Raw genomic sequence first — 15,005 nt, 5'->3', positions numbered from 1 at the left:
CGTGAGTACTCCACAGCACCCCTCCGGCCCCGCGGGGCCGCGCCTGGATGAAACCGTGCTGGCGGCTCTGTTCTCGCAGTCGACGGTCGGCCTGCACATCCTGGACACCCGGCTGCGCCTGGTGCGGGTCAACACCGCCGCACGGTTGATACACGAGTTCCCCGTCGACCACATGCTCGGCTGGTCGCTGCTCCACGCGCTGCGCACCTTCGGCGTCGAGAACCCCGAGCACATCGAGAGCCTGGCCCGCGGCGTGCTGGAGACCGGACAGCCCGTGCTCGACCTGCGCTGCCGGGTACGCAGCCCCGGCGACCCGTCCGTCAAGCACGTGGTCTCGGCGGACTGCTTCCGACTCCAGGACACCGACGGAACCGTGCTCGGTCTGGCCAGCTCCATCACCGTCATCACCGAGCGGATCAAGGCGGAACAGCGGCTGCGGCTGCTCAACAGGGCCAGCGCCTCGGTGGGGACCAGCCTGGACGTGTTCCGTACGGCCGCCGAGCTGTGCGAGGTGACCGTGCCGGAGCTGGCCGACTCGGTGACCGTGGACGTGCTGGACTGCGTCCTGTGCGGCCGGGCCCCGTCGCCGGGGTCGGTGGCCGGGAACCTCACGCTGCGGCGGGCCGGCGGCTGCCCCGACGCGGAGTCGGCCGACCACGGAGCACCACACCCCGGGGACGTGAGCGCCTACCCGCCCGGCAGCCCGCACCGGGCCGCTCTGGCGAACCTGCGGCCGCGCCTGGTCCGCCGCCTGACGCAGGACGCGCCGTGGCTGAGCGCGGACCGGGCAAGCGCCGCGCGGCTGCTCGCGGCGCGGGCTCACTCGATGATGGCGGTGCCGATGTGCGCCCGCGGAGTGGTGCTCGGGCTCGCCTGTTTCTACCGCCGGCGCAATGCGACCGCCTTCGACGACCAGGACCTGTCGCTCGCGCACCAGCTGGCCACGAGCACCGCGCTGTGCCTGGACAACGCACGCCTCTACGGCCGTGAACGGTCGGTGGCGGGTTTTCTCCAGCGCGGCCAGTGGGCGCCCGAGGCGCGGGAGTGCGGCGTGGTGGAGACGGCCCGGAATCCCCTGCCCACCGGGGCCGGCGGCGGCAGCTGGGCCGACGTGATCCCGCTGTCCGGAGCCCGGGTCGCGCTGGCCGTGGGCGACACGGCCGGTCAGGGCACCGAGGCCGTCGTGGCCACGGGAGGGCTCCGCGCAGTGATCACGGCCCTGTCGGATCTGGACCTGCCGCCCGACGAGCTTCTGGAACGGTTGCACGGTCTGGTGAGCAAGCCGTCACGGGCCCGGGCGTCCAAGGACGTCCCCGGCGCCTCCCCGGCCGATCCGCTGTGCCCCGTCACCTGCTTGTACGTGATCTACGATCCGACGACCCGCCGCTGCTCGATGGCCCGGGCGGGGCATCCTCCTCCGGCGGTCATACGCCCCGCCGGCGACGTAGAGCTCGCGGACGTCCCCGAAGGCCCGGCGCTGGGCGAGGGCATCGCGCAGTACACCGTCGCAGAACGCACCCTTCCGGAGGGGTGCATGCTGGCTCTCTACAACCAGGCCATGCTCCCGGCAGGCCCGGACAGTGACGCACGCCTGCCCCTCGATCGCATCCGCCAGGCCGTCGCGACGCCTCGGCCGAACCTGCAGGAGACCTGCGACGCGATCGTCGACGCGGTGGCCGCCGTGCACCGTCGGCAGGACGCCTTCCTGCTGCTGGCCCGTACCCATGCGCTCGACGCCGACCACACCGCCACCTGGACGCTGCCCAACACGCCCGAAATCGTCGCCAAGGCCCGGAAACTGGCCACCGACCAGCTCGACCACTGGGGCCTCGCGGAGCTGGCGGACACCACCGCGCTGATCGTCAGCGAGCTGGTCACCAACGCCGTGCGGTACGCCAGTGGCCCCGTCGAGCTGAGGCTCATCCGCGACCGGGCACTGACCTGCGAGGTCACCGACGACAGCAGCACGGCCCCCCAGCTGCGGCGCGCCCTGGACAGCGACGAGGGCGGACGGGGGCTGTTCATCACGGCACAGCTCACCGAACGCTGGGGTACCCGTCCCCACGACCGCGGCAAGACCATCTGGGCCGAACAGGCACTGCCCGGCACGGCCCCCGACGGCACGGTCCCCTGACGTGACGGCCCCTCCGTGGCCGCGGCCGCCTGGAGGCACCGTGTGCGGCGCGGGTGAATGGGCACACGGAGGGCATGGTCGGTGACACGGGCGACGAGAGGCTGGCCCGGCAGCAGGGCACCAGTGGGCACCGAGCGCTGCCGCACACGGCCGACGTACGGATCGAGGCATGGGGGCCGAGTCGCGAGCGGTGTCTCGCGGAGGCGGTTCTGGGGCTGGTGGAGTGCTTCGCGGACATCACCGGCGTCCACCCCACCGCGGTCGCGCACGTCGAAATGGACGAGAACAGCGACGACGAGTTGCTGACCGCCCTGCTGGACGAGGTCGTCTACCGGCTGGAGGTGCACGGCCAGATCCCGGTCGACGTCGAGGCCGAGGCGAACGAGGACGACGGCGGCCTGGCCGTACGGCTGGCCGTCACCGACCTCGACGCGGTGGAGATCACCGGCGCCCCGCCCAAGGGTGTGTCGTGGCACCAGCTGCATGTGGGGCCCGATGCCTACGGCTGGTCCTGCGCGGTGACTGTCGACGTGTGAACGACGACCTATGAACCACGACGTGTGAACCACCCCGCGCCTCACGCCCGACGTCCGTCCCGCCGGAGCCGCGCCTCCACGCAGCCCGCGCCCGCCCTCCGCGGCATCAGCATCAGCCCTTGACGACCCCGATCGGCACCAGCCGGGCCACCCTGCGGCACAGCCCGGCTTCTTCGCCGACCACGACCACCGCGTCGACGTCCTTGTAGGCCTCCGGTGCCTCCTCGGGCAGGCTCCGCCAGGACCGCGGGCGGGCCGCGACGCCGACCTGTTCCAGCCTGGCTCGCAACTGCCGGTCGGTGACGGTGCGCATGGCCTCGTGGCGGCTCATCGTGCGGCCCGCGCCGTGGCAGGTGGAGGCGAAGGCGCCCCCGCCGGGCACGCCGGCCAGGACGTAGGAGGCGGTTCCCATGGTGCCCGGGATCAGCACCGGCTGGCCGGCCTCGCTCAGATCGTCGGGCAGGTCGGGGTGGCCGGGCGGGAAGGCGCGGGTGGCTCCCTTGCGGTGCACGCACAGCACGCGGCGGGTCCCGTCCACGGTGTGCGTCTCGATCTTGGCGAGGTTGTGGGAGACGTCGTACACCAGCGTCAGCCGGACTCCCGCGGCGTGCTCGAAGACCCGGCGTGCCGCGTCGGTGAGCAGCTGCCGGTTGGCGCGCCCGTAGTTGGCGGCCGCGGCCATGGCCCCGAGGTACGCCCGTCCCTCGGCCGACTCCACCGGGGCACAGGCCAGCTGCCGGTCCGGCACGGTGATGCCGTGGCGGGCCATCGCGCGGTCCATCTCCCGTACGTGATCGGTGCAGATCTGGTGCCCGAGGCCCCGCGACCCGCAGTGGATCATCACGCACACCTGACCGTCGGCCAGTCCGAACGCGGCCGCGGCCTGCTCGTCGTACACCTCGGCGACCTGCTGGATCTCCAGGAAGTGGTTGGCCGAACCGAGGCTGCCGACCTGCCCGAGCCCGCGCTCGCGTGCGCGTGGGCCGACCCGGGCCACGTCCGCGTCGGCCACCGCCCCGCGGTCCTCGCAGCGGGCCAGGTCGCGTTCCTCGCCGTGCCCCTGCTCCACCGCGTAGCGGGAGCCGCCCTCGAGGATCCGCTCCAGCTGTCCCGGTCCGGTCAGCTTCCAGACTCCGCCGGGGCCGGCCCCGCGCGGGATCGCCCGGTCCAGGCCGTCCATCACCGCGTGCAGGGCGGGCCGCAGCTCCGCGCGGTCGCAGTCGGCGGCGAGCAGCCGTACGCCGCAGGAGATGTCGAATCCGACCCCGCCGGGCGAGACCACGCCCCCCTCGTGCACGTCGGTCGCCGCGACGCCGCCGATGGGGAAGCCGTAGCCCCAGTGGATGTCGGGCATCGCGTACGAGGCACCGACGATGCCGGGCAGGGTTGCCACGTTGACCACCTGGCCGAGCGCCTGCTGGGCGTCCTTCAGCAGCTCCCGGGAGGCGAAGACGACGCCCGGGACCCGCATGTCCCCGTGCCGTTCGATGCGGAAGCGGTAGGGACGCTCCTCCACGAGTTCCATCGCATCCTCCCGCGATGTCTCCGGCTCGGTCCGGTGCCGGCACCCGGCCGTGGGCCGGCCGGTCTGTGCCGGGTGTGTTCCCGGTACCCGGTGGGCCGCCGCGCACACGCGCGCACGGTGGCGGACCGACCGCGAGGACACGCGCGGGCGGTGCCGGACCGACCGCCACGACACCCGCCGCGACCACGCCCACCATGACGACGCCCACCCTGACGACGGCAGCCGTGACCACGCCGACCGTGACGACGGCCGCGGCGCCGGCGAGCCGCGCGAGGGCGGGAGGGCCGTCAGGGCCGTAGGCCGTCCACCGTGACCCGGACCAGCCTGCGCACCGCGCATCGGCAGATTCGGACGGCGCGAGGAGCTACGAGTGGAGTGGCAGCAGTTGCCGGCGTCTCCGGCCACCCGCGCGGTGGCGGACGCAGATGCCGTACCCACGCCCACTCCACCGCCTCCGCCTCCGTCGAGGCGCGGGCACCTCACCTGGGCGGGGGTCGCGGCTCTCGTGGTCCTCTTCGTCGCCGTGCATCTGGGTCTGGCCGACGCCGTGCTCTCCGCGCCTCGTTGGACGGGGTGGGCCGTCGCGGGAGTTCTGGCCATGCCGGCCTTGAAGATCACGGCGTTCACGGTGTGGGGGCGCCACGCTCGCGCTGCATGGCGGTCGCGGCCACCCCGGTGATCGGAGTGGCCGCGTGATGGACCTTGCCTGTCCGTCTATGGACCGTGCCTGGCCCTCTTCAGGAAGCGCTCGCCTTCAGGAGGCGGTCACTGGTCGGCGGGCTGGAAGCGGCGAAGGCGCAGGCTGTTGCCGACGACGAAGACCGAGGAGAAGGCCATGGCCGCACCGGCGAGCATCGGGTTGAGCAGTCCGGCCGCGGCCAGCGGCAGGGCGGAGATGTTGTAGAAGAAGGCCCAGAACAGGTTGGACCGGATCGTGCCCAGGCTCCTGCGGGCCAGTCGGATGGCGTCGGCCGCGACCCGCAGGTCGCCGCGGACGAGCGTCAGGTCGCCGGCCTCGATCGCCGCGTCCGTGCCGGTGCCCATCGCCAGGCCCAGGTCGGCCTGGGCGAGCGCCGCCGCGTCGTTGACGCCGTCACCGACCATCGCGACCGAACGCCCTTCGCCCTGCAGGCGCTTGACGACGGCGACCTTGTCCTGCGGGAGCACCTCGGCGATCACATGCTCGCGGTCGATGCCCACCTCGGCGGCCACCGCCTCGGCGACGGCCCGGTTGTCTCCCGTGAGGAGCATGGGGGTCAGGCCGAGGGCGCGCAGCCGGCGGATGGCTTCGGGGCTGGTCTCCTTGACGGCGTCGGCGACTTCGAGGACCGCGCGGGTCTTGCCGTCCCAGGCGACCGCGATGGCCGTGCGCCCCGCCGCCTCGGCGGCGGCCTTCGCACGCCGCAGATCCGTCGGCAGGGACATGGCCCACTCGGCGAGGAGCTGTTCCCGGCCGACGAGTACGGCGTGGCCATCGACGATGCCCTGGACGCCGAGGCCGGGCAGGTTGGCGAAGTCCTCCGGGGCGGGCAGCGTGCCGACGCGGGCGGCGGCACCGGCGGCGACGGCCTGGGCGACGGGGTGCTCGGAGGAGTGCTCCAGGGCACCGGCCAGCCGCAGGACGTCCTTCTCCTCGGTGTTCTCGGCCGTGTGCACGGCCAGCAGGGTCATCCGGCCGGTGGTGACGGTGCCGGTCTTGTCCAGGAGGATCGTGTCGGCCCTGCGGGTGCTCTCCAGCACCTCCGGGCCCTTGATGAGGATGCCCAGCTGTGCGCCGCGCCCCGTGCCGACCATCAGTGCGGTCGGCGTGGCCAGTCCGAGGGCGCACGGGCAGGCGATGATCAGAACGGCGACCGCGGCGGTGAAGGCGGCGGTCAGCCCCGCGCCGTTGCCGAGCCAGAAGCCGAACGTGGCGAGGGCCAGGGCGATGACGACGGGGACGAACACCCCGGAGATCCTGTCGGCCAGCCGCTGGGCGGCGGCCTTGCCGTTCTGGGCGTCCTCCACCAGCTTCGCCATACGGGCGAGTTGGGTGTCGGCGCCGACTCGGGTGGCCTCGACGACCAGTCGCCCGCCGGCGTTCAGGGTGGCGCCGGTGACGGCGTCGCCGACCGTGACCTCGACCGGGACCGACTCGCCGGTGAGCATCGAGGCGTCCAGGGCGGAGGAGCCCTCGACGACCGTGCCGTCGGTGGCGATCTTCTCGCCGGGCCGGACGAGGAAACGGTCGCCGACCTTCAACTCACCGACGGGCACCAGCTCTTCACGGCCGCCGCGCAGAACGGTGACCTCCTTGGCGCCCAGTTCCAGCAGCGCCTTGAGCGCGGCTCCCGCCTTCCGCTTGGAGCGGGCCTCGAAGTAGCGGCCCGCGAGGATGAAGGCGGTCACGGCGGCAGCGGCCTCCAGGTAGATGTTCCCGGCGCCGTCGCTGCGCGCGATCGTCAACTCGAAGGGGTGCTTCATGCCGGGCATGCCGGCGGTACCGAAGAACAGCGCCCACAGCGACCAGAGGAACGCCGCCGACGTGCCGACCGAGATCAGCGTGTCCATGGTGGCCGCGCCGTGCCGGGCATTGGTCCAGGCGGCCCGGTGGAAGGGCCAGGCGGAATACGTCACCACCGGCGCCGTCAAGGTCAGCGAGAGCCACTGCCAGTACTCGAACTGCAGCGCCGGAACCATCGACATCGCGATCACCGGCACCGCGAGCACGATCGCCGTGGTCAACCGCTGCCGCAGCGGCCGCAGTTCGTCGGCCTCCGTCCCGGCGGAGCCGCTGCCGGACCCCGGGCCGGTGCGGACGGCCTCGGGCTCGGGCCGGGGCTCGCGGGCGGTGTAGCCGGTGGCCTCGACGGTGGCGATCAGGTCGGCGACGGCGATGTCCTCGCGGAAGGTGACCTTGGCCTTCTCGGTGGCGTAGTTGACGGTGGCCTCGACGCCGTCCATGCGGTTGAGCTTCTTCTCGATGCGGGCGGCGCAGGAGGCGCAGGTCATGCCGCCGATGGCGAGTTCGACCTCGGCGGCACCGGGAGTGGTGGTGGTCATGTCTGCTCCTCGCAGCTCACGAACGCGTGGGGTGTACTCGATTCCGATACCCAATACCCCTTGGGGGTACCTGGCGAATGGATTCAATCTATACCCCCCACCCGTATGGAACGCAACCACGTTCCCGGCTTGAGTCTGATACCCCCCATGGGTATGTTGAAGCCCATCGAGCCGCCCCCAGAGCGGCCAGAAGAGACGTCCGATGAACGACCCTGAGACGACCCAAGAGACGAGGACCGACCATGAACACCGGACTGCGGATCACCGTCTTCGCCGCCGCACTCGCCGCGACCTTCGGCACCGCCTACGCCGTGGGCAGCGGCGTCGACGAGATCTCCCTCAAGACGAAGACCACGGCACACGACCAACACGCGGGCACCGCGCACGACGACCACCAGGGCGCGGGTCACGCGCCGGCCGCGCCTCCCGGAGGACTCCAGATATCCGAGGGGGGCTACACGCTCGACCTGAAGACCCCGACCGTCGAGGCGGGGAAGAGCACCGACCTGCGGTTCGCGGTCGTGCGGGACGCGACGGGCCGCGCGCTCACCGCCTACCAGCAGGAGCACACCAAGGAACTGCACCTGATCGTCGCCTCACGCGACCTGACCGTCTACCGCCACGTGCACCCGACCCGCGACGCCGACGGCACCTGGTCCATCCCCGTGACGCTGCCCAAGGCCGGGGCCTACCGGGTCTTCGCCGACTTCACGCCCCGCGGCGGCGAAGGTCTCACCCTCGGCGCCGATCTCACGGCCTCGGGCACCTACGCACCCGCACCACTCCCCGCCCCCGGCACCACCACCAAGGTCGACGGATACGAGGTCAGCCTCCACGGCGGCCTGACCCCCGCCAAGGGCAGCGAGTTGACGCTGACCGTGACCAAGGACGGCCGGCCGGTACGCGACCTCCAGCCCTACCTCGGCGCCTACGGCCACCTGGTCGCCCTGCGCTCCGGCGACCTGGCCTACCTCCACGTACACCCCAACGGCGAACCCGGCGACGGCGAGACGAAGGCCGGGCCGGACATCTCCTTCATGGCCACGGCACCCAGCACCGGCTCCTACCGCCTGTTCCTGGACTTCAAGCACAACGGCACCGTCCACACCGCCGCGTTCACCGTCCAGGCGGGCAAGCCGACGACGCAACCGGACACCTCCGCAAGCGCCTCCGCACCGAGCGCGGAGTCGCACTCCGGACACAGCCAGTGAGGCAGTCGCTCCGGGCACCCGCGCCCATCCGGGTGTGACCACCCCGTTCTCCTGCGTGGCCCGGCGGCATGGCCGCCGGGTCGCAGGCCGTTCAGGGGGCTCAGTGAGCCGGGGTGGTCTCGGCGGGGGTGTGGCGGGCCGTCACCGTCTCGGCGGAGGCCGCCTCGACGACGGTCGGTGCGGGCTCGGCGACGCCCGGCGTGGGCTCGGTGGCGGTCGGCGTGGGCTCGGTGGCGGTCGGGTTCTGCGCCGGGCCGGCGGTGGGCTGGGCGACGCCGTCCTCCTTCATGGCCTTGGCCTCGCTCTTGAGGATGCGCATCGACTTGCCCAGTCCGCGTGCGGCGTCGGGCAGCTTCTTCGAGCCGAACAGCAAGAGGAACACGATCGCCACGACCAGCAGGTGCCAGGGTTCCAGTCCATTGCGGAGCATCGCGCCCACCCCTTTTCTACGCAGGACGGCCGTGCGCGCCGAACGCGCGCCGGCTGCCGAACTCATCGCCTTTGGTTGCTATCTTGCGCAACTGTACAACCCAGGGTCCCGCCGCCCGCCCTCAGGCATCGGAGTCCGGCTTGCCGCGTGCCGCCGCGTACGCCTGGGAGGGAGTCATGGGCACACCGCCCAGCTCGACCGTCTTGTAGGGGCTGACCTTGGCGCAGGTCTTGGCCTGGTCGGCGGTCTGGGCATGGGCGTTGGAGACCGCGGCCTTCGTGTCGCCCGGCGCCGACGAGGACGCGTCGCCGCCCGGATACGTGGAGCCGCTCGGCCAGTCGGTGCCGATCACCAGGGTGAGGCCCGTGCCGGTGCCCTGCTTCAGATGCGAGGTGGGCAGGCCCAGGGCCTTCGCCGCGGTGCCGGCCTCGGCCTTCTCACCGGCGCCGTAGGTCAGGGTGGTCGTGGTCGCGGAGCTGGGGGCGTTGGCCGTGGTCGTGCCGGAGCTGAACCCCTTGTCCATGAGGGCCGTGGCCACGGTGGAGGCACGCCCGGTGATGGCGGTGCCGTTCTCGACCGTCACGGCGATCTCGGAGGCGGGCACGGCCGAGGCGGTGGCCTTCGCCGTGGCCGAGGCGGCAGCCGACTTCTTGCCGGAACCGGTGGTCAGCGACTGGTCGTTCGCGATGGTGGCGAAGAGGCTCTTGGCGCCGGGGCCCACCACCACACGGTTGCTGTCGCTCGCGTCGGTGCCCGTCTGCATCGTCGTGAAGGTCATCCGCTTCGTGGGGACCTTGTTCACGTCGTCGGCGAGCCCGATCAGCTTCTTCACCGTGCCGAGGCCGTCGTCCACGGTCAGCGCCTTGGTGGCGGCGTCGGCGAGATCGTAGACCGCCGCGGGATCGGTGAGCGTGCCCGCGCTCTTGAACTTGCGGATCATCGCGCTGAGGAAGATGTGCTGGGAGACGGTACGGCCCAGGTCGCTGCCGTCGCCGAAGCCGTGCCGGGAGCGCACGAACTCCAGGGCCGCGACGCCCTTGAGGGTGTGGGTGCCCTTGGACAGCTTGAGGTGCGAGTAGGTGTCGTAGACGTCGTCACTGACGCACACGGACACCCCGCCGACCGCGTCGGACATCTTGACCACGCCCGAGAAGTCGAGCTTGACGAAGTGGTCGATGGGGATGCCGGTGAGCTGGTGGACGGTGGCCACCTGGCAGGCCGGACCGTACTGCAGTGCGCTGTTGATCTGGCCGTAGTAGCCGGCCGTGGACTGGCCGGACTTGCTGTCCTTGCAGGCCGGGACGTGTGTCATGGTGTCGCGTGGGATACTCATCACGGTGGCGTTGGAGCGGTCGGCCGATATGTGCACGACCATCTCCACATCCGCGTTGCTGCCGGTCTGCACGCCGGTCTTCGAACAGCCGCCGCCGAGTTTGCAGTCGGTCTTGCTGGTGCGTCCGTCGGAGCCCATCACGAGGATGTTGATGGGGGTGCGGCCGAACGCGTCGGCCTTCTCCTCGCCACCCTTGCCGTCGAGCGAGACGCTGTTGATGTTGCCGTTCAGGTGCTCGTAGAACCACCAGCCCACACCGGCCGTGCCGAGCACCAGGACCGACAGGCACAGTCCGATGATCCGCAGTACCCGCCTGCCGCGCCCCGCCCTGCGGGCCCGGCGCCCCGACCGCGACCCGCCGAAGCGCGAGCCGCCGGACCGCGAGCCGCCCGCGCGGGAGGCCGCCCGCGCCGCGGCGCGGCCGCCCGGTGGACGTCCGCCGTCGGGCTCGGCCAGGCGCTGTCCGGGCACCTGGGCGGTGCGGCTGCGCGTGGCCTGGCCCCTCGGGCCGTCCCACGGGTCGCTCATGTCCCGCTCCCATGATCGCTCGAGCGCGGCATGCGGGGCCGACGGGGTACGACCGGGCGTGCGCGACGATGTACAGGCAGGCGGAGCGGAACTCCACCTCGATTGCGTAGTTGCGCAATCTAACAAACCCATCGCCCGAACAGCGTAAAGCCCTGGGCTTTTCACAGGTGAGGCATGTCAAAGGCGCCTCAAAGGTGTCTCGGGCGTCGCTCAGAGGCTTCCGTTCACCCCGACGGCCCGTCCCGCCTTGGCCCAGCAGGCGCGCAGCTTGTCGAGGTAGGACTGGGCCTGGCTGCCGGGCCGCACACCGCGGGCGAAGGCCAGCATGTTGGCGGACCCCGTGTTGTAGCCGAGGGCCAGCAGCTCGTTGCGGCTGTAGGGGGCGGGCCACCGCGCGGGCAGCTGGGTCGCGAGGTCGTGCAGGTACCAGGCCGCGGCCTCGATGGCGAGGTCCCGGTCGTCCGGCAGGTCCTCCCAGCGGCGCTCGGCGAAGTCTCGGCCCTTCCTGACCTCGTCGAAGGTGGCCCGGTGCATGTTCGCGATGCCGAAGGCGGCGTCCGGTTTGTACCTTTGCCAGGCCCGTTCGAGGGCCGGGTCGTGGGGTTTGTACGCCTCGTTGTAGAGGATCGCCATCAGCAGCTGGGCGCTGACGCCGGCCTCGCGGGCCCGGGTGCGGACCTGGGGTGCGTAGTGGGCGGGGTCGTACGACGTGGCGGCCTCCGAGGCCGAGGACGAGGCGGTGGGCGCGGCCGAGCCGGCCGACGGGGTCGGCGCCGGCGTGGACGCTCGTGCGGCGGGCGGCGTGTCGCTCTGGTTGGTGTTGGCGGCGCGCACGATGACGTACACCACCAAGGGGAAGACGATCACGGCCCACCAGCGTCGGCGCTTCGGCGCCCGCGACTCGGACATGTCGTGCCCTCTCTCGTCGTGCCCTCTCTCGCATCCCGCTCTCGGCAGGCACCCTTGTACAGCAGGTCGACCGAGCCGGGCGTGAGGCAGCGCCGGGGGTCCGGGTCAAAGGGGCCTCAATGGGGGCGATTCGCCCGCACTCGGCCACCAGCACGTCGCTCGTACCGGGTCCTGGCCGCAACGAGGCCCCCGGCGTACAGGACCAGGACCGCGGTGAGCAGCGGGTAGTACACGCCGGGCAGGGCGGTCAGGCCGAGCATCGGGCCCAGCGGTGACGCGGGCAGTGCCAGACCGAATGCCGCCAGCACGAGCGCGGCCCGGGCTACCGGGCCCGGCCCGCGCCTCTCTGCGTTACGACGGCCGGTGCGACGGCTGATGCGGGGGCCGGTGCCGCGGCCGGTGCGACGGCCGGTGCGCAGCAGCACCATCACCAGGGCCTGGGTGAGCAGGTTCTCGGTGAACCAGCCGGAGTGGAACACCGCTCGGTCGTCCCCCGTCCCGGGGCCGTGCAGGGCGAGCGCGAGCACGGCGAAGGTGGCCAGGTCGGCGACGGCGTTGAGCACTCCGAAGCGGGTGATGAACCGCAGCAGCTCCCGTGGGTCCAGCACGGTCGGCCGGCGCAGCACGGAGGGGTGGGGGCGGTCGTGGGCGAAGGTGAGCTGGGCCACGTCGAAGCAGAGGTTCTGCATGAGGACCTGTGCGGGGAGCATCGGCAGGAACGGCAGCAGCAGACCTGCGCAGAGCATCGCGAGGACGTTGCCCAGGTTGGACGACAGGGTGATGCGCAGGTACGTGGCGATGTTGCCGCCCGCGTGCCGGCCCGCGGTGACGGCGTGGGCGATCGCGGTGAGGTCCTTCTCGGCGAGCACGACGTCGGCACCCTCGCGGGCCACGGCGGCGGCGTCGCGCGGGGCGATGCCGACGTCCGCGGCGCGCAGGGCGGGCAGGTCGTTGACCCCGTCGCCCAGGAAGCCGACGGTGTGGCCGGCGCCGCGCAGGGCCTGGGTGACGCGGGCCTTGTGGTCCGGGGTGCAACGCGCGAACACGGTCGTACGGCCGACGGCCTCGATGAGCTCGGCGTCGGAGAGGGCGTCGATGCCGTCGCCGGTGAGGACACCGTCCCCAGGCTCCCCGGCCCCGAGGACCCCGTCTCCAAGGGCCCCGTCCCCGAGCACCCCGTCCCCGGCGACGGGGATGCCGAGGTCGAGGCAGGCGCGGACGGCGGTGCCGGGGTGGTCGCCGGTGAGGATCCGGACGCTGACGCCCCGGTCGGTGAGGTCCTTCAGCGCCTCGGCGGCGGTGGGGACGAGCGCGTCACGCAGGGTGACGAGGCCTCGGAAGGTGAGGCCGCGCTCGTCGGCCGGGGTGTAGTCGCGGCCGCGCGCGGAGCGCTCGGCGGTGGCCACCGCCAGGACGCGCAGCCCGGCGTCGGCCTGCCGGGCGGCGAGGCCGCGCAGGTCCGCGCGCTCGCCGTCGCTCAGGGCGCAGCGCCGCAGCAGCGCCTCGACGTCTCCCTTGACGACCAGGTTGTGCGCGCCGAGGCGGCCGGGTGTGCGGACGACGGCGGTGGCGAGCCGGCGGTCCGGGTCGAAGGGGACGGCCGCGACACCGTCGTACGCCAAGAGCGCGTCCTCGTCGGCCGCGTCCAGGAGCGCCTCGTCGAGGGCGTCGGGTTCCGGCAGGTCGGCGAGTTGCAGCGTCCACCAGGCGTTGACGACGGCCCAGTGCAGGACCGCGGGATCGTCCTGGCCGTCCGGGCCGAGGGCACGCTCGACGACCGGCCGGTCCTGGGTGAGCGTGCCGGTCTTGTCGAGGCACAGCACGTCGACGGCACCGACGTCGTGCAGGGCGGGCAGTCGCTTGACGATCACCCCGTGGGTCCGGGCCAGCAACGACGCGCCCCGCGCCAGGCACAGGGTGACCAGGACCGGCAGCATCTCGGGGGTCAGTCCGACGGCCACCGCGACGGCGAACGGCAGTGTCTCCAGGCCGCGCCCGCGCAGCGCCGCGTTGGCCATGAGCACCAGCGGCGGGGTCAGCAGCATGAACCGGATCAGGATCCAGGAGATGCCGTGCACGGAACGGTCGAAGGCGCTCGCCTCGGGCGGGCCCGCCGTGCCGCCGTGCGCGGCGGAGAACCTGGTGTGCGCGCCGGTCGCGGTGACGACCGCCGTGGCACTGCCCGAGGCCACGCTGCTGCCCTGGAAGCAGAGCTGCGGCCGGTCGAACTCCCCCGCTCCCGGCTTCGCTCGAGCGGCGGGACCCGCCTCGCCACCGGTCACGCGGGGCAGGTCGTCGGCGGACTTGGCGACGGGTGCGGACTCTCCGGTCAGCGCGGCCTGGTGCACGGTCAGGCCGCGCGCCCGCAGCAGGCGTACGTCCGCGGGCACCAGGTCGCCGGGCCCGAGCCGGATGACGTCGCCGGGCACCAGCTCTTCCACGGGTACCTCGCGGGCCACCGGCCCTGCTGCCTCGTCGGGCCGCCGGAGCACGGTCGCGGTGGTGGCGACCAGCTCGCGCAGCGCGGCCGTGGACCGGTCCGCCCGGCGCTCACCGGAGGCGCGCAGTACGCAGCTCACCACGACGAGCAGGAGGATCACGGAGGCCGTGCCCCAGGCGAACAGGGCCGCCGACACCAGCCCGAGGCATCCCAGCACCGCGGTGAACGGATCCCTCGCGCTGCGCACGACCCGTCGCGGCCAGGAGGCGTCCCGCCGGTCCGGCGCCGTGTTCTCGCCGAGCCGGGCCAGCCGCTCCTCGGCCTGTGCCTCCGTCAGGCCCCGCGGGCCGCTGTCCAGCGCGCGCAGAACTTCGAGGACGGTGAGGTCGGGGGGTCCCGGCCGGGACCCTCCGAGAGCGTGGTGCCCGCGCCCGGACGCCGGGGCGTGCGGCGGTTCAGGTGTCCGTGCGTCCTGCCCGGAGGCGGCGGTGGTGTCAGCCACCGGTCCCGCGCAGTTCGCGCACGGAGGCGAGGGTGTGCCGGGAACGCGCCGTCAGCTGGCCCACCATCACCCGCACGACGGTCACGACGTCGGGGTCGTCGACGTAGTAGACCTGCCGTCGGCCCTCACGGCGGGACGAGACGAGCCCCGCGAGCTTCAGCTTCGCCAGGTGCTGGCTGACCGCGGGCAGCGCGCCGCCCACCCGGTCGGCGAGATGCGTGACGTCGCTCTCCCCCTGCGACAGCGCCCACATGAGGTGCAGTCGGGCCGACGAGGCGAGCAGTCCGAACGCGGCGGCCGCCTCGGCGAGAACCTCGGCGGACGGATCCTCGAAACCACCGGCGCTCCCCGACACAGCCCTCTCCCGCCCACTTCTCACAGCCCACACACATGCGCCCGCCCAGTGTAGGGGGCC

10 protein-coding genes are annotated in these 15,005 nt (G+C 72.7%); 3 read left to right on the top strand and 7 right to left on the bottom strand.

The window, feature by feature from the left end:
* Nucleotide 1 precedes the first annotated feature (1 nt).
* Together ABZ865_RS23170 and ABZ865_RS23165 are read left to right on the top strand one after the other, a co-directional pair.
* Entirely contained in the window at nucleotides 2–2,134 is a 2,133-nt protein-coding gene (locus tag ABZ865_RS23170; protein ID WP_361233306.1) for a SpoIIE family protein phosphatase, read from the top strand.
* Nucleotides 2,135–2,208: 74 nt separating this feature from the next.
* On the top strand, nucleotides 2,209–2,670 hold the full coding sequence (locus tag ABZ865_RS23165; RefSeq protein WP_361233303.1) for an archease: 462 nt from the start codon (nucleotides 2,209–2,211) through the stop codon (nucleotides 2,668–2,670).
* A 112-nt stretch (nucleotides 2,671–2,782) separates the two neighbouring features.
* On the opposite strand, the gene ABZ865_RS23160 is transcribed toward ABZ865_RS23165, so the two are convergent.
* Both ABZ865_RS23160 and ABZ865_RS23155 read right to left on the bottom strand, forming a co-directional pair.
* On the bottom strand, nucleotides 2,783–4,195 hold the full coding sequence (locus ABZ865_RS23160) for an RtcB family protein (RefSeq protein WP_361233300.1): 1,413 nt from the start codon (nucleotides 4,193–4,195) through the stop codon (nucleotides 2,783–2,785).
* Between the two features lie 765 nt (nucleotides 4,196–4,960).
* Nucleotides 4,961–7,237, bottom strand: a complete 2,277-nt coding sequence (locus ABZ865_RS23155) for a heavy metal translocating P-type ATPase (RefSeq protein WP_361233296.1) — start codon at nucleotides 7,235–7,237, stop codon at nucleotides 4,961–4,963.
* Between the two features lie 242 nt (nucleotides 7,238–7,479).
* Between ABZ865_RS23155 and ABZ865_RS23150 the strand changes: the two genes are divergently transcribed.
* Nucleotides 7,480–8,448: a hypothetical protein gene (locus tag ABZ865_RS23150; RefSeq protein ID WP_361233293.1), complete on the top strand. Its 969-nt coding sequence runs from the start codon at nucleotides 7,480–7,482 to the stop codon at nucleotides 8,446–8,448.
* 100 nt (nucleotides 8,449–8,548) lie between these two features.
* On the opposite strand, the gene tatA is transcribed toward ABZ865_RS23150, so the two are convergent.
* The 5 genes from tatA to ABZ865_RS23125 form a co-directional block, all read right to left on the bottom strand.
* Nucleotides 8,549–8,878 carry a Sec-independent protein translocase subunit TatA gene (gene tatA, locus ABZ865_RS23145; RefSeq protein ID WP_361233290.1) on the bottom strand — a complete coding sequence of 110 codons (330 nt, stop codon included), beginning with the start codon at nucleotides 8,876–8,878 and terminating at the stop codon, nucleotides 8,549–8,551.
* A gap of 121 nt (nucleotides 8,879–8,999) precedes the next feature.
* Nucleotides 9,000–10,739, bottom strand: coding sequence for an LCP family protein (locus ABZ865_RS23140; RefSeq protein ID WP_361233287.1), 1,740 nt, complete (start codon nucleotides 10,737–10,739; stop codon nucleotides 9,000–9,002).
* 210 nt (nucleotides 10,740–10,949) lie between these two features.
* A complete protein-coding gene (locus tag ABZ865_RS23135) occupies nucleotides 10,950–11,648 on the bottom strand; it encodes a transglycosylase SLT domain-containing protein (protein WP_361233284.1) in 699 nt (232 codons plus the stop codon).
* A gap of 116 nt (nucleotides 11,649–11,764) precedes the next feature.
* Nucleotides 11,765–14,590 (bottom strand): magnesium-translocating P-type ATPase, encoded by a 2,826-nt coding sequence (mgtA, locus tag ABZ865_RS23130; RefSeq protein WP_361233281.1) that lies wholly within the window; start codon nucleotides 14,588–14,590, stop codon nucleotides 11,765–11,767.
* Complete coding sequence (locus ABZ865_RS23125) at nucleotides 14,583–14,945, bottom strand: metalloregulator ArsR/SmtB family transcription factor (RefSeq protein ID WP_361233278.1); 363 nt, start codon at nucleotides 14,943–14,945, stop codon at nucleotides 14,583–14,585. The genes mgtA and ABZ865_RS23125 overlap by 8 nt, the downstream gene beginning before the upstream one ends.
* Nucleotides 14,946–15,005: the final 60 nt, after the last annotated feature.

The sequence above is a fragment of the Streptomyces sp. NPDC047085 genome (genome assembly GCF_040643735.1).
GTDB lineage: Bacteria > Actinomycetota > Actinomycetes > Streptomycetales > Streptomycetaceae > Streptomyces.
The sequence above is the reverse complement of the archived record's forward strand: the minus strand, read 5'-3'. Positions and strand labels throughout refer to the sequence as shown.

Bases quoted from the DNA above. Each gene is read 5' to 3' on its own strand.
- ABZ865_RS23165 (WP_361233303.1), top strand. From the start codon at position 2,209: ATGGTCGGTGACACGGGCGACGAGAGGCTGGCCCGGCAGCAGGGCACC.
- ABZ865_RS23160 (WP_361233300.1), bottom strand. From the start codon at position 4,195: ATGGAACTCGTGGAGGAGCGTCCCTACCGCTTCCGCATCGAACGGCAC.
- ABZ865_RS23155 (WP_361233296.1), bottom strand. From the start codon at position 7,237: ATGACCACCACCACTCCCGGTGCCGCCGAGGTCGAACTCGCCATCGGC.
- ABZ865_RS23150 (WP_361233293.1), top strand. From the start codon at position 7,480: ATGAACACCGGACTGCGGATCACCGTCTTCGCCGCCGCACTCGCCGCG.
- tatA (WP_361233290.1), bottom strand. From the start codon at position 8,878: ATGCTCCGCAATGGACTGGAACCCTGGCACCTGCTGGTCGTGGCGATC.
- ABZ865_RS23140 (WP_361233287.1), bottom strand. From the start codon at position 10,739: ATGAGCGACCCGTGGGACGGCCCGAGGGGCCAGGCCACGCGCAGCCGC.
- ABZ865_RS23135 (WP_361233284.1), bottom strand. From the start codon at position 11,648: ATGTCCGAGTCGCGGGCGCCGAAGCGCCGACGCTGGTGGGCCGTGATC.